This window comes from Rathayibacter sp. PhB179 (assembly GCF_004345345.1).
In the GTDB taxonomy this organism is placed as follows: Bacteria; Actinomycetota; Actinomycetes; order Actinomycetales; family Microbacteriaceae; genus Rathayibacter; species Rathayibacter festucae.
In genome coordinates this window covers 183,885-196,858 of sequence record NZ_SLVD01000001.1, presented here as the reverse complement: position 1 = coordinate 196,858, position 12,974 = coordinate 183,885, and the positions used below count along the sequence as shown (strand labels likewise).

Sequence of the window (12,974 nt, the reverse complement as noted above, 5' to 3'; positions counted from 1 at the left end):
GGAAGCATGACGCCTCCTCTCATCGATTCGCCGCAGGTCGACCGCGTGGCCGCCGCCGAGGAGCTCGCGCTCGGACTCGTGCACGCCTGGGGCAGCTGGGGTCCGACGATGACCCCGGACGCCGCCCGCGTCGCCTTCCTCAGCGATCGCGGCGGGTCGCCAGAGGTCTGGGTGCAGGACGTCGTCGTCGGGGCCGAGCCGAGCGAGGCGCGCCGCATCGCCCTCACCGAGGATCCGGTGCTCGAGGTCTCCTGGTCCGCCGACTCCGCCTGGCTGGCCTGCCTCGTCGCGACCGACGGCGGGGTGCGCAGCCAGGTCTGGGTGGTCCGCCCCGACGGCTCGGACGCTCGCCGCATCGCCGGCTCCCGCGACGCCCACGCCGAGCTCGGGCCGTGGACCCGCAGCGGCCACCACGTCGTCGTCACGATCCCGTCGGCCGAGCCGGAGCAGCCGACCCGCTCCTTCCTGGTCGACCCGGTGACGGGCGAGCGGAAGCCGCTCGTCGACGGCGACCTCATCTCGGTGCTCGACCTCTCGGTGGAGGAGCGTCTCGTCGTGGTCCGCGACGGCCAGCGCGGCCAGCAGTACTGCGTGGTCGTCGACCGGCTGACGAACGAGAACCACGCGCTCCTGCCCGACTCGGGCACCGGATCCACGGACGTCGCGCTGCTGCGCCCGTCGCCGCTGCACGACACCGAGAGCCCGATGGTCGCCTACCTCGCGACCGACGTCGACCTGCCGCGGCGCCAGCTCGTCGCGATGCCGCTCGGCCCGGACGGCTGGCGCGGCCGGATCCGCCGCCTCGCCGCCCGCGACGACGCCGAGCTCGAGGGCCTGGACGCCGACGACGCCGGCCGGATGCTGATGCTGGTCTGGAACGTCGCCGGCTCGAGCGAGATCGAGCTGCTGGACACCACCACCGGCGCCCGGGTCCCGGTCGCCGGGCTCCCGGGGCTGGTGGCGACGACGCCGGTGCTCTCCCGCGACGGCGGCGCGGTGATCCTGGGCGTCGAGGGCCCGGAGCGCCCGCGCGAGCTGTGGCGGCTGGACACGGCGACCCACGAGTGGTCCCGGATCACCGGGGTGCCGACGCTCGATGCACCGCCGCTGATCGTGCCGACCCTCGAGCGCTTCACGGGCCGCGACGGCCTCGCGCTCTCCGGCTGGCTCTACCGCGCGCCCGGGTCGACCGGGCTCGGCGCGGCGATGCTCAGCCTGCACGGCGGTCCGGAGTCGCAGGAGCGGCCCACCTTCTCCGCCCAGCACCAGGCGGTCGCCGCCGCGGGGATCACGGTGTTCGCGCCGAACGTGCGCGGCTCCTCGGGCTTCGGCCGCGACTTCGTGCACGCCGACGACGTGGAGAAGCGCCGCGGCGCCTTCGACGACGTCCTCGCCGCCGCCGCGCACCTCGTCGACGCCGGCATCGCCGACCCGGCGCGAATCGCCGTCACCGGCCGCTCCTACGGCGGCTACCTGACGCTCGCGTCGCTCGCCTTCTCGCCCGGCGTCTTCGCCGCAGGCGTCGACATCTGCGGGATGTCGCACCTGCAGACCTTCTACCGCGACACCGAGCCGTGGATCGCCTCCGCTGCCGTCACCAAGTACGGACACCCCGAGCACGACGCGGAGCTGCTCGAGGAGCTGTCGCCGCTGAACGCGGCCGCCGCGATCGACGTGCCGCTGCTCGTCGTGCACGGCGAGCTCGACACCAACGTCCCGATCGGCGAGGCCCGGCAGATCGTCGCGGCACTCGAGGAGCTCGGCCGCCCGGTCCGCTACCTCCAGCTGGACGGCGAGGGCCACGAGTACCGCCGCGCCGACTCGAAGGAGACGCTGCTGCGCGAGCTCCTGCACTTCCTCACGGAGTCGCTCGGCGCCCCCTGACCAGCGCGTCCCGGCGGTGAGGAAGAGGACGCGGCGGCGCCCCCTGCATGCTGGTCGAGCAGCCCCGCAGGGCCCCTCCATGCTGGTCGAGTAGCCCCGCAGGGGCGTATCGAGACCCGCCGCTCAGCGCGACTCGAACTCCTGGCGGAGCGTCCCGTGGATCGGGTGCGCCGGGTCGTCGCCGACCGCGCGCGCCGGGTCGTCGATCTCGACGGCGCGTCCCGGTGCGAGGTCCGCGTCACCGCCGACCATCTCCGAGACGCCGTCGAGCAGATCCTCGGCGATCCGGCTCGAGAGCCCGCTGCGCTCGCCCGGCCCGGGATCGGTGAGCTCGTCGACCGGAGCGGCCAGCGCCGCCTCCAGTCCCGTCCGCTCGACGCCGGCCTCCGGCTCGTGCTCGATCCGCCGCGCCTGCTCGTGCTGTGACTCCGACCCCTGGGGCATCGTCGCTCCTCGTCCGTCTCCTCGCGGCAGCGTCGTCCCGGATGGGGGCCGTGCACTCCCGCCGCTGCCCCGAGCGTAGATCACGGCGTGTCGATCGCGGCTCAGTCGAGCAGCAGCCAGGAGTGCGCCTCGACCCGCACGCCGCCGACGCTCGTCGCCTCGTCGCCGAGGTTGAGCGCGAGCCGGGCGCTCTCGCCGGCCGGCCCCTCGGCCACCAGCAGCACGGCGGTGTTCGACAGATCGACGCTCCCGGTCCGCGAGGCGACCAGCCACGGGTGGCGGCGGCGGAAGGCGATGACCTCCTGGTGCACGCGGTAGGCGTCGTTCCGCGGCCACTCGGCCGGGTCCGCCGGGAACTCCGGCCGGATCGCGTCGTCGCCGCCCGCGCGCTCCTCCTTGACGCCCTCGAGCCCGCGCTCGTCGCCCGAGTAGATGCTCGGCACGCCGCCGACGAAGCCGAGGATCGCGACGGCGTGCCCGTGGTGGCGCGGGTCGCTGATCGCGCTGGCGAGCCGGGTCACGTCGTGATTGCCGACGAAGGTCAGTGGCACGAACGTCTCGAGGAACTCCGCGTGCCGCTGCAGCGTCCAGTCCAGCTCGAAGAGGTTGCCCTCCTCGATCGAGCTGCGCACCGACTTCCAGAGCTCGTACTGCGTGACGGAGTCCAGACCCGACTCCCGCACGTAGCCGGCGTAGTCGCCGTGGATGACCTCGCCGACGAACCACGCCTCGGGGAAGCGCTCGCGCACCGGGTCGATCGCGGCGCGCCAGGAGGAGGGGTCCACCGCGTAGGCGGCGTCGAGCCGCCAGCCGTCGATCCCGCGCTCGAGCCAGTGGCTCAGCACCGCGGAGACGTGCGCGGCGACCTCGGGGTTCGCGGTGTCGAGCTCGACGAGCGCCTCGTGCCCCTCGAAGACGTCGACCGGCAGGCCGTCGATGTCGTGCGCCGCACCGGTCCGCCGGAAGCGCGCGGCGGCTGGGGAGCCCTCGCCCGCCGCGACGGCCTCGCGCCACCACGGGTGCTCGCGGCCGACGTGGTTGAAGACGCCGTCGAAGACCAGGCGGATCCCGCGCTCGCGGCAGGCCGCGATCAGCTCGTCCAGGTCGCGCTCGTCGCCCAGGCGCGGATCGACCCGGAAGTGGTCGACGGTGTCGTAGCCGTGCGTCATCGAGGCGAACACCGGCCCGAGCAGCAGGCCGTTGCAGCCCAGCGCGAGCAGGTCGTCGAGCCAGGGCAGGATCCGGCGCAGGCGGTGCTGCGGCTCCTCCCCGGGCTGCGGCCCGTCGGCCGAGGTCGCCTCGGCCCCGAGGAACGCCAGCGGGTGGATCTGCCACCAGATCGCCGTCGAGATCCAGCCGTCCGTCGTCGTCTCCGCCACCGCGGCCGCCTCTCCCGGCGGGCTCGGGTGCGCGCCGTCGGCGAGTGTAGCGACGGCCCCTGACATCGCCTCCCAGCCGCTCCCGACAGCTCCGCGGGCTGCCGATCGGCGTGTTTCCGGGGATTCCGTCGCGCGAATCGCCGCCGATCCGGGATCGGGCTGGTAGGTTACGGACGGTCCGACCGGTCGACGGGGTCCGTCCCCGGCCGTTGGACGACACACAACCACCAGCTGTTCTCAACAGCGCGAACGTCCTGGGAGGACACTCCAATGGCTGACAAGTCGCTCAACCGCACCGAGCTCGTCGCGAAGATCGCCGCCGACTCCGGCCAGAGCCAGGCCGCCGTCAACGGCGTCCTCGACTCGCTCTTCTCGACCCTCGCCGACTCCGTCTCCAACGACGTGAAGGTCACCATCCCCGGCTGGATCGCCGTCGAGCGCACGTCCCGCGCCGCGCGCACCGGCCGCAACCCGCAGACCGGCGAGACCATCCAGATCGCCGCCGGCCACTCGGTCAAGGTCTCGGCCGGCACCAAGCTCAAGGCCGCCGCCAAGTAGTCGCGGTCCGCGCCCTCACGGCGCAGCAGTTCCACTCGAAGACCCCGGCCCTCCGCCGGGGTCTTCGTCGTCCTGCCGCCCCTCAGCCGCGAGAACGTAGGCTTGCCGGGTGAATCGAACCGTCCGGATCGCGGGCCCGGCGCTCCTGCTCGTGGTCGCCGCCCTCGTCGCGCTCCTGGCGGCGCTCGCGTTCGGCGGCGGTTCGGCCGCACCGCTCCTGAACGACCCGGGGCCCGTCGTCCGCTTCGGCCTCCCGGCCGCCAAGCTCGCGGTCAACCTCGGCGCCGCCGGCATGATCGGCTCGCTCGTCCTGACGCTGTTCGCGCTGAGCCCTCGCGCGATCGCGAAGCGCACCGGCGCCCCCGCCGAGGCGGAGCCGCGCACCGAGTACACGATCGCGCTCGACGTCGCCGCCGCGAGCGCCGCGTTCTTCGCCGCCGCCTCCGCGCTGACCGGCTTCTTCACCTTCCTCAACGTCACCCAGACGCCGCTGAGCCTCGACCGCGACTTCGGCACGAAGCTCAGCTACTTCATCGGCAGCATCCCGGTCGGCCAGGCCTGGCTGATCACCACCCTCCTCGCCGCCGTCGTCACCGTGCTCTGCTTCGCCGTGCGCAACCAGACCGCCCTCGTCTTCGTGACGGCGATCGCGCTCCTGACGCTGCTGCCGATGGCGCAGCAGGGCCACGCGGCCGGAGCGAGCGGCCACGACGCCGCCGTCACCGCCCTCGGCCTGCACCTGGTCTTCGCCGCGATCTGGCTGGGCGGGCTGGTCACGATCATCGTGCTGCGACCGCTGCTCGGCGGCGCGCGCCTGCTGCCCGTGATCGGGCGCTACTCGAGCCTCGCGCTCGTGAGCTTCATCGTGGTCGCCGCCTCGGGCTACATCAGCGCCGAGCTGCGGCTCGCGACGCTCGGCAACCTGCTCACCGGCTACGGCGTGCTGGTGCTCGTGAAGGTCGCGGCGCTGACCGCGCTCGGCGTCTTCGGCCTCGTCCAGCGCCGCTTCCTGATCGCGCGGATGCGCAGCGCCGGCGGAGCGGGCGGCCGCAGCTTCTGGTGGCTCGTCGCCGCGGAGATCGCCTTCATGGGCATCGCCTCCGGCGTCGCCGCCGCCCTCGCCCGCACCGCGACGCCGGTGGACCAGGTCGCCGCCACCGAGCTGACGAACCCGACCCCCGCGGAGCTGCTCACCGGCGAGCCGCTGCCGCCGGCGCCGTCCGCCCTGAACTTCCTCACCCTCTGGAACGTCGACCTGGTCTGGCTGCTGGTCTGCGGCTTCGGCATCGCGTTCTACGTCGCCGGCGTCGTGCGCCTGCACCGCCGCGGCGACCGCTGGCCCGTGCACCGCACCGTGCTCTGGATCGCGGGCATGCTGCTGCTGGCGTACATCACCAACGGCGGCGTCAACGCCTACGAGAAGTACCTGTTCAGCGCGCACATGCTCGCGCACATGGTCCTGACCATGGCCGTCCCGGTGCTGCTGGTCCCGGCCGCGCCGGTCACGCTGATCGCGCGCGCCGCGGCCCGGCGCACTGACGGCTCCCGCGGCGGCCGCGAGTGGGTCCTGCTCGCCGTGCACTCCCGCTTCGCCACCGCGATCTCGCACCCGATCGTCGCGGCGCTGCTGTTCGTCGGCTCGCTCTGGGGCTTCTACTACTCGCCGCTCTTCCGCTGGGCGACGACCGACCACATCGGCCACGAGTGGATGATCGTCCACTTCCTGATCACCGGCTACCTCTTCGTGAGCGTCCTGATCGGCGTCGACCCGAGCGTGCACCGCGTGCCCTACCCGATGCGCCTGCTGCTGCTGCTGGGCACGATGGCGTTCCACGCCTTCTTCGGCCTGGCGCTGATGACGGGGGAGGGCCTCCTGCTCGCCGACTGGTACGGCGCGATGGGCTGGGGCACGAACGCCCTCGACGACCAGCAGGCGGCCGGCGGCATCGCCTGGAGCATCGGCGAGATCCCCACGCTCGCCCTCGCGATCATCGTCGCGGTGATGTGGAGCCGCTCGGACGCGCGCGACTCCAAGCGGCTCGACCGCCAGGCCGACCGCACCGGCGAGGCCGAGCTCACCGCGTACAACGACCGCCTGGCCGCCCTGCAGAAGCGCGGCTGAGCCGGGCCCTGCACGATCCGGACCGTCCCCGATCGAGTCGTCCCCGGTCGAGTCGTCCCCTGTCGACGGACGTCCCGCGACAGCCCCGAGCGGGCTCCGCGGGCGCTTCCTAGGCTGGCCGCTGCTGTCCGACCTCGCCCGCGTCCCGCGGGCTCGAGGCGCAGCGCTGCGAGAAGGGGAGCGCATGATCGAGGCACGAGGCCTGACCAAGAGGTACGGAGCGAAGACCGCGGTCGACGGGATCGACTTCACCGTGGCGCCGGGGAGGGTGACCGGGTTCCTCGGGCCCAACGGCGCCGGCAAGTCGACGACGATGCGGATGATCGTCGGTCTCGACCGGCCCTCCGCCGGCTCGGTGCTGGTCAACGGCCGGCCCTATCGCGAGCACGCCGCGCCGCTCGCCGAGGTCGGCGCCCTGCTCGACGCGAAGGCGACGCACCGCGGCCGGACCCTCCGCGACCACCTGCGCGTGATCGCCGCGACGCACCGCATCCCGCGCTCCCGGGTGGAGGAGGTCATCGAGGTCGTCGGCCTCGGCAGCGTCGCGCGCAAGCGCGTCGGCGGCTTCTCGCTCGGCATGGGCCAGCGGGTGGGCATCGCGACCGCGCTGCTCGGCGACCCGCGGACCCTCCTGCTCGACGAGCCGGTGAACGGCCTCGACCCGGAGGGCGTCCGCTGGGTCCGCGACTTCGTCCGCGCGAAGGCGGCGGAGGGCTGCTGCGTGCTGCTCTCCTCGCACCTGATGAGCGAGATGGCGCAGACCGCCGACCACATCATCGTCCTCGGCCGGGGCCGGATCCTCGCCGACGCCCCGCTGGACGACTTCCTCGCCGAGGCGCGGCCGCGCGTGCGCGTCGAGAGCCCGGACTCGGTGCGGCTCGCCGCGCTCCTCGCCGCCCGCGGCGCCGCGGTCGCCGTCACGGGCGGCGGGCTCGAGATCGAGGGGCTCGAGGCGCCGGTGATCGGCGCGCTCGCCCACGAGGCCGGAGCGGTGCTGCACGCGCTCACCGCGCTGACCCGCTCGCTCGAGGAGGCCTACGTCGCGATGACGGCCGACGCCGTCGAGTACACCGCCGTCCGTCCCCACGGATCCCAGCCCCTCGAAGGAGTCACCCGATGACCGCGACCGCCCCGAGCCCCGCCCGCGACGCCCCGAGCGGGGTGAGGCTCCGCCTCGACGGGGTCGTCCTCTCCGAGCTGCTCAAGCTCGTCACCGTCCGCTCCACCTGGTGGTCGATCGTCGTCTCGGTGCTCCTCGCGCTCGCTCTGGCCCTGGCCCTCGGTGCCGTCGTCGAGCCGCCGAAGGAGGGCTCCGTCTCCGCGTTCGTCGCGGGCGGCGCGACCCTGCACCTGCAGTTCGTCGGCCTGGTGATCGCCGTCCTCGGGGCGCTGTCGCTCGGCGGCGAGTACTCGACCGGGATGATCCGCTCGACCTACACCGCCGTGCCGCGCCGGGTCCCGTCCCTCCTCGCCCGCGGGGTCGTCGTGGCGGTCGCGTCCTTCGTGGTGGGCGTGCTCACCTGCGTCGGCTCGTTCGCCGTCATCGGCGGGATGCTCGCGGCGAAGGGCACGCCCACGTCGCTGCTCGACGACGGCGTGCTCGGCAGTCTGCTCGGCGGCGGCCTCTTCCTGGCGGTCATCGGGGCGTTCTCGGTCGCCGTGGCGGCGCTGCTGCGCAGCACGGCGGCCGCCATCGGCCTCTCGGTCGGCGTGCTCTTCGTGCTGCCGCTGCTCGCGAGCATCGCGGGCGGTCTGCTGCAGGCCCAGTGGATCATCGACGTCAGCCCCTATCTGCTCTCGAACCTCGGGCTGGCGCTGTCCAGCGTCCCGAGCGAGGGCTCGGGCGTGGAGCAGATCAGCACGACGTCCGCGCTGCTCGCCAGCGCCGGGTGGCTCCTCGCCGTCTGGGTCCCGGCGCTGACGGCGACCCGCGTCCGCGACGTCTGACCGCGGCGCCGGGGTGCGGGGGTCGGCTGGGTACAGTGGAGCGGTGACCCAGCCGACCCTCTCCGACGAGCAGCAGCGGGTGTTCGACCTCATCGAGAACACCCGCGAGCACCTGTTCGTGACGGGCCGCGCCGGCACCGGCAAGTCGACCCTGCTCAACCACCTGAGCTGGAACACCGACAAGCAGATCGTCATCTGCGCGCCGACCGGTGTCGCCGCGCTGAACGTCGGCGGGCAGACGATCCACTCGCTCTTCCGGCTCCCGATCGGGGTCATCGCCGACTCCGACCTCGATCAGCCGCCCGAGCTGCGCAAGCTGCTGAACACCATCGACACCCTCGTCATCGACGAGATCTCGATGGTCAACGCCGATCTCCTCGACGGCATCGACCGCAGCCTCCGCCAGGCGCGGCAGCGCCGGTCCGAGCCGTTCGGCGGCGTCCAGGTCGTCCTCTTCGGCGACCCGTTCCAGCTCGCGCCCGTCCCGGGCGATCCGGAGGAGCGCGCCTACTTCGCCGACCGCTACCGCTCGCTCTGGTTCTTCGACGCGCTGGTCTGGCAGGAGGCGCCCCTGCGGATCATCGAGCTCGGGAGGATCCACCGCCAGAGCGACGAGCGCTTCAAGTGGATGCTCAACGCCGTGCGCTTCGGCATGGTGACCAAGGAGATCGCGGACGTCCTCAACGCCGCCGGCGCGCGCACGCCGCCCGAGAACGACGCGATCACCCTCGCGACCCGCAACGACACCGTCAACCGGATCAACCAGACCGCCCTCGCGCGGCTCAAGGGCCCGGTCAAGACCGCCTCGGCCGAGATCAGCGGTGATTTCGGCGGCCGCGCCTACCCGGCCGATCAGAACCTCGAGCTGAAGATCGGGGCGCACGTGATGTTCCTGCGCAACGACGCCGAGCAGCGCTGGGTGAACGGCACGATCGGCCGCGTGACCAAGGTCGCCGGCACGGTCTGGGTCGAGGTGGACGGCGAGGTGCACGAGGTCGAGCCCGCGACCTGGGAGCGCTACCGCTACTCCTACTCCGCCGCGACCAAGAAGCTGACCCGCGAGATCGTCGCCGAGTTCGCGCAGTTCCCGCTGCGCCTGGCCTGGGCGGTCACGATCCACAAGTCGCAGGGCAAGACCTACGACTCCGCCGTGGTCGACCTCGGCTCGCGAGCGTTCGCCCCCGGTCAGACCTACGTCGCGCTCAGCCGCATCACGAGCCTCGAGGGGCTCTACCTCACCCGGCCGCTCCGGCCGAGCGACATCATCGTCGACAAGGACGTGCTGCGCTTCATGTCCGAGCGCCGGGCCGAGCCCGCGGCCGTCGCGGAGCCGGAGTCCGCGTCCTCCTGAGCGCCTGAGCGCCCGAGCGGCACGTCAGGCCGCGGCGCGCGAGCCGGCCAGGTCGCGGAACACCGCGGTGGTCAGCCGGTACGCCTCCGCCACCTCGCCGATGACGCGCTCGCGCTCGTCCTCGTCCCAGCCGGCGGCGTCGAGCTGCTCGCGGTAGACCGCGCGGAAGGCGGACGGCGTCGCGATCTCGCCGTAGAGGTAGAAGCCGACGCCGTTGGTCTCGAAGCCGAAGCGCCGCTGGAGCAGCGTGCGGACGATCGAGCAGCCGGACAGGTCGCCGAGGTAGCGGGTGTAGTGGTGGGCGACGAAGCCGCCGCTCCAGCCGCTCGCGACGGTGCGGATCCGCTCGACGTAGGCCGCCGTCGAGGGGAGCGGGGCGATGCGCGAGCGCCAGTCCTCGCCGACCAGGAAGCGCAGGTCCTCCGCGATCGCCGGCAGGCGGGTGAGCTTGGGCGAGATGAAGGGTGCGGCCACCGGGTCGCCCGCCATCGCCTCCGCCACGGCCTCGAGCGCCTCGTAGACGAAGTAGTGCTGCGCGATCATCGCGACGTAGTCGTCCCGGCTGCCGGACCCGGTCATCAGCGCGGTCATGAAGGCCGAGACCTCGTCGTCCGCGCCGGACTCAGCCAGGCGCGTGCGGAGGGCCTGCGAGAACGAGGTGACGTTCGAGACGTTCGGCACGGCGGCCTCCTTCGGCGTCTTAGGTTGCCCTTACCTTAGCTCGAAGGCACCGCGGTCGCCAGGGCAGGTCTCAGTGCGAGTGCCCGCTGTCGGTGACCGTCGTCATCATCCCGCCCATGTCGTGCGAGCCCTCGGAGGAGGCGGACAGCGCCGGCGTCGCGAGGGCGGAGACGAGGAGCGCGCCCGCGAAGAGGCCGAGGACCGCGCGCGGGGCCGAGACGGGCCGCTCCACCGTGCGCTGCGAGCGGAGGGTGGCGGCGACGACGGCCGCGGCCACGAGCTGCAGGGCGCCCGCCGCGAGAGCCGGCAGAGGATCGCGCAGCAGACCGGCGGCGATCGCGAGGACGAAGCCGGCGACGGTGACGCCGGTGACGGCGAGCGCGGTCCGCGGGAGGACGATCCGGCCGCGGGCGAGGACGACGACACCCCAGACCAGCTCGGCGACGCCGAGGGCGGCGAGCGGGAGGGTCCCCGCGTCGAGCTGCCCGGCGGCGAGGGAGAGGTGCACGAGACCGGCGCCGATCCCGGCGAAGGCGGCGTTTCCGCGGGCGACGGTGCTCATCGCGGTCTCCGATCGTGGTGGAGGTGCAAGAGGAAGAGGCCCCGGATCGACACACCGCATCGTGTCGTCCGGGGCCGTTCGGTCCGTCCGCCGCGGAAAACGGCGGGCCCACGGCGGACGGAGTCTAGGGGAAGCGGACGGATCCGCTCCGGGTCAGGCGGTCGCGGTGCGCGCCCGGGCGCCCTTGTCGGCGGTGAGCCCGACTCCGAGGAGGACGAGCGCGCTGGCGAGGTGCAGGAAGTGATCGGCGGTGTTCAGCGCGAGAACGTTGAGGGCGGTGTTGACCAGGAAGAAGCCGACGACTCCGAGCAGCAGGTACACCGCGCCGACGGTCGTGTTGACCGTCTTGGCCGCCGAGGTGGTGGAGAGGCCGGCGATCAGCAGTGCGCCGCCGATGAGCAGGTGCGCGATGTTGTGCAGCGGATTGACCTCGAAGATCCCGAGAAGCAGTCCGCCCTCCGTCGCGAGGAACTGGACGCCGCCGGTGACGACGAAGCCGAGCAGTCCGACGACCACGTAGACCGCGCCGAAGAGCGTGGCGAGCAGCCGGTTCGGTGATGTGCGCATGATTCCTCTTCTCCTTCCGGGCAACGCCTCCGCGTCGCTTGTCCCTTCTTCGTAGCAGCCGCTCAGACGGTTTGGAAAAGGGGTGGCCGGATCCGGATCCGCGTGGTCGCGGGTCACGGTCGGGACACGAAAGCCCCCGCGCACGGCCCCCGCCCCGTGCTGCGCGAGACCGCGCCCGTACAGTGGAGGAGTTCCAGCACGCGTCTTCGGGGGGAGTCGAACGGCATGATCGGTGGCCGCAGGCCGACCCGGGTCGGAGCTCTCGTCGTGCCCGCCCTGGTCCTCGCCCTCACCGGCTGCACCGGCGGTGCCGACTCCGTCGTCCCCGATGCGCTGCCCGGGCCCGTGCCCGACGACCTGGCCATCGCCCTCTCCGGCTTCCTCGTCGAGGCGCAGAGCGTCGCCGGGGCTTCCGGCGTGGTCGCGGGGGTCTGGTCGCCCTGGGCCGGCGGCTGGGAGACGGCGATCGGCACGATCGGCGACGAGGCGAACACCCCGGTGACCACCGACGCGCACGTGCGGCTCGGCACCGGCGGCACCGAGGCGATGACCTGCGACGTCGTCGTCGCGCTCGCCGAGAAGGGCACCCTCGACCTCGACGCGGACGTCGGCGACGCGCTCACCTCCCTCCCCGGCATCGAGGGGATGACCCTCCGCCAGCTCTGCTCGCACACCTCCGGCCTCGCCGATTTCCGCTCCGTCCTCTGGCCGACCGTCGTGCAGAACCCCGCCCGCGAGTGGCCCACCCTCGAGCTGATCTCGGCCGCGCAGGTCAGCGCGCCGATCGCCGAGCCGGGCGCCGCCTGGTCCGAGTCCTCCACCGGCCCGCTCCTCGCGGGCGTGGTGGCGACGCAGGCCACCGGTCGCAGCATGCAGTCGCTCTACGACGAGTACGTCGTGCCCCGCTACGGCCTGAGCAGCACCAGCCTTCCCGGCGACTCGGAGCTCGAGCTGCCCGCCCCGGCGATGCTCGGCTTCTCCGCCGCCCTCGATCCGCGCTCCGGCGCCGTCCAGTGCGAGGTCCGCCGCGACCTCTCCGCGGCGTCGCCCTCCTCGCTCGGCGCGGCCGGCGGCGCCGTCACCGATCTCGACGATCTGCGCCGCCTCGCGCAGGGACTCGCGACCGAGCCCGCGGGCGACGCGATGTGGGCCGATCCCGTCCCGCAGGGGCAGGGGCGCGCGGAGTGGCTGCTCGCCGGTCTCGGCGGCCACGAGGCCGGCCCGCTCCGCGGCTTCTCCGGCATCGCGCCGGGCTTCCTCACCGCCGCCTACTCCGACCCGGAGTCGGGGCTGACGGTCGCGGTCGCCTTCAACAGCTCGACCGCCGGCGAGGGCTTCGCCGCCACGACCGCGCGCGCCCTCGCGGCGATCGCGGTCGAGCAGGGGGCGGCGACCGGCGCCGCCGGGCTGCCGCAGCTGCCCTGGACGGCCGACGGCGAGCGCGGCGCGGTGCAGGGCGCGCAGCCGCGCTGCTGAGCC

At 73.4% G+C, this 12,974-nt stretch carries 11 protein-coding genes and 1 pseudogene; 7 read left to right on the top strand and 5 right to left on the bottom strand.

The features are described 5' to 3' along the window. Positions 1 to 6: 6 nt before the first annotated feature. Positions 7 to 1,884: a S9 family peptidase gene (locus EDF43_RS00955; RefSeq protein WP_132434877.1), complete on the top strand. Its 1,878-nt coding sequence runs from the start codon at positions 7 to 9 to the stop codon at positions 1,882 to 1,884. Positions 1,885 to 2,007: 123 nt separating this feature from the next. On the opposite strand, the gene EDF43_RS00950 is transcribed toward EDF43_RS00955, so the two are convergent. Continuing rightward, a complete protein-coding gene (locus EDF43_RS00950) occupies positions 2,008 to 2,328 on the bottom strand; it encodes a hypothetical protein (protein WP_123734868.1) in 321 nt (106 codons plus the stop codon). 101 nt (positions 2,329 to 2,429) lie between these two features. Further along, entirely contained in the window at positions 2,430 to 3,707 is a 1,278-nt protein-coding gene (locus tag EDF43_RS00945; RefSeq protein WP_243646199.1) for an alpha-amylase family glycosyl hydrolase, read from the bottom strand. 270 nt (positions 3,708 to 3,977) lie between these two features. Between EDF43_RS00945 and EDF43_RS00940 the strand changes: the two genes are divergently transcribed. The 5 genes and pseudogenes from EDF43_RS00940 to EDF43_RS00920 all read left to right on the top strand — a co-directional run bounded on the left by EDF43_RS00940 (position 3,978) and on the right by EDF43_RS00920 (position 9,685). After that, a complete protein-coding gene (locus tag EDF43_RS00940; RefSeq protein WP_055786347.1) occupies positions 3,978 to 4,265 on the top strand; it encodes an HU family DNA-binding protein in 288 nt (95 codons plus the stop codon). Between the two features lie 109 nt (positions 4,266 to 4,374). Continuing rightward, positions 4,375 to 6,375 (top strand): annotated as a pseudogene (locus tag EDF43_RS00935) (cytochrome c oxidase assembly protein); the annotation flags it as partial. A 196-nt stretch (positions 6,376 to 6,571) separates the two neighbouring features. Next, the gene (locus EDF43_RS00930; RefSeq protein WP_132434873.1) at positions 6,572 to 7,507 is read left to right on the top strand and encodes an ATP-binding cassette domain-containing protein; all 936 of its coding nucleotides are present in this window, start codon (positions 6,572 to 6,574) and stop codon (positions 7,505 to 7,507) included. Then, positions 7,504 to 8,334: an ABC transporter permease gene (locus EDF43_RS00925; protein ID WP_132434871.1), complete on the top strand. Its 831-nt coding sequence runs from the start codon at positions 7,504 to 7,506 to the stop codon at positions 8,332 to 8,334. The genes EDF43_RS00930 and EDF43_RS00925 overlap by 4 nt, the downstream gene beginning before the upstream one ends. Before the next feature lie 43 nt (positions 8,335 to 8,377). Continuing rightward, on the top strand, positions 8,378 to 9,685 hold the full coding sequence (locus tag EDF43_RS00920; RefSeq protein ID WP_123444845.1) for a DEAD/DEAH box helicase: 1,308 nt from the start codon (positions 8,378 to 8,380) through the stop codon (positions 9,683 to 9,685). Between the two features lie 24 nt (positions 9,686 to 9,709). Here EDF43_RS00920 and EDF43_RS00915 read toward each other — a convergent pair whose 3' ends face one another. From EDF43_RS00915 to EDF43_RS00905, 3 genes are all read right to left on the bottom strand, one after another. Beyond that, positions 9,710 to 10,366: a biliverdin-producing heme oxygenase gene (locus EDF43_RS00915; protein ID WP_132434869.1), complete on the bottom strand. Its 657-nt coding sequence runs from the start codon at positions 10,364 to 10,366 to the stop codon at positions 9,710 to 9,712. Between the two features lie 70 nt (positions 10,367 to 10,436). Then, a complete protein-coding gene (locus EDF43_RS00910; protein ID WP_132434867.1) occupies positions 10,437 to 10,928 on the bottom strand; it encodes a hypothetical protein in 492 nt (163 codons plus the stop codon). Positions 10,929 to 11,081: 153 nt separating this feature from the next. Further along, entirely contained in the window at positions 11,082 to 11,495 is a 414-nt protein-coding gene (locus EDF43_RS00905; protein WP_123734875.1) for a DUF4383 domain-containing protein, read from the bottom strand. A 267-nt stretch (positions 11,496 to 11,762) separates the two neighbouring features. On the opposite strand from EDF43_RS00905, the gene EDF43_RS00900 reads away from it, so the two are divergent. Beyond that, the gene (locus EDF43_RS00900) at positions 11,763 to 12,971 is read left to right on the top strand and encodes a serine hydrolase domain-containing protein (RefSeq protein ID WP_165908968.1); all 1,209 of its coding nucleotides are present in this window, start codon (positions 11,763 to 11,765) and stop codon (positions 12,969 to 12,971) included. Positions 12,972 to 12,974 lie beyond the last annotated feature (3 nt).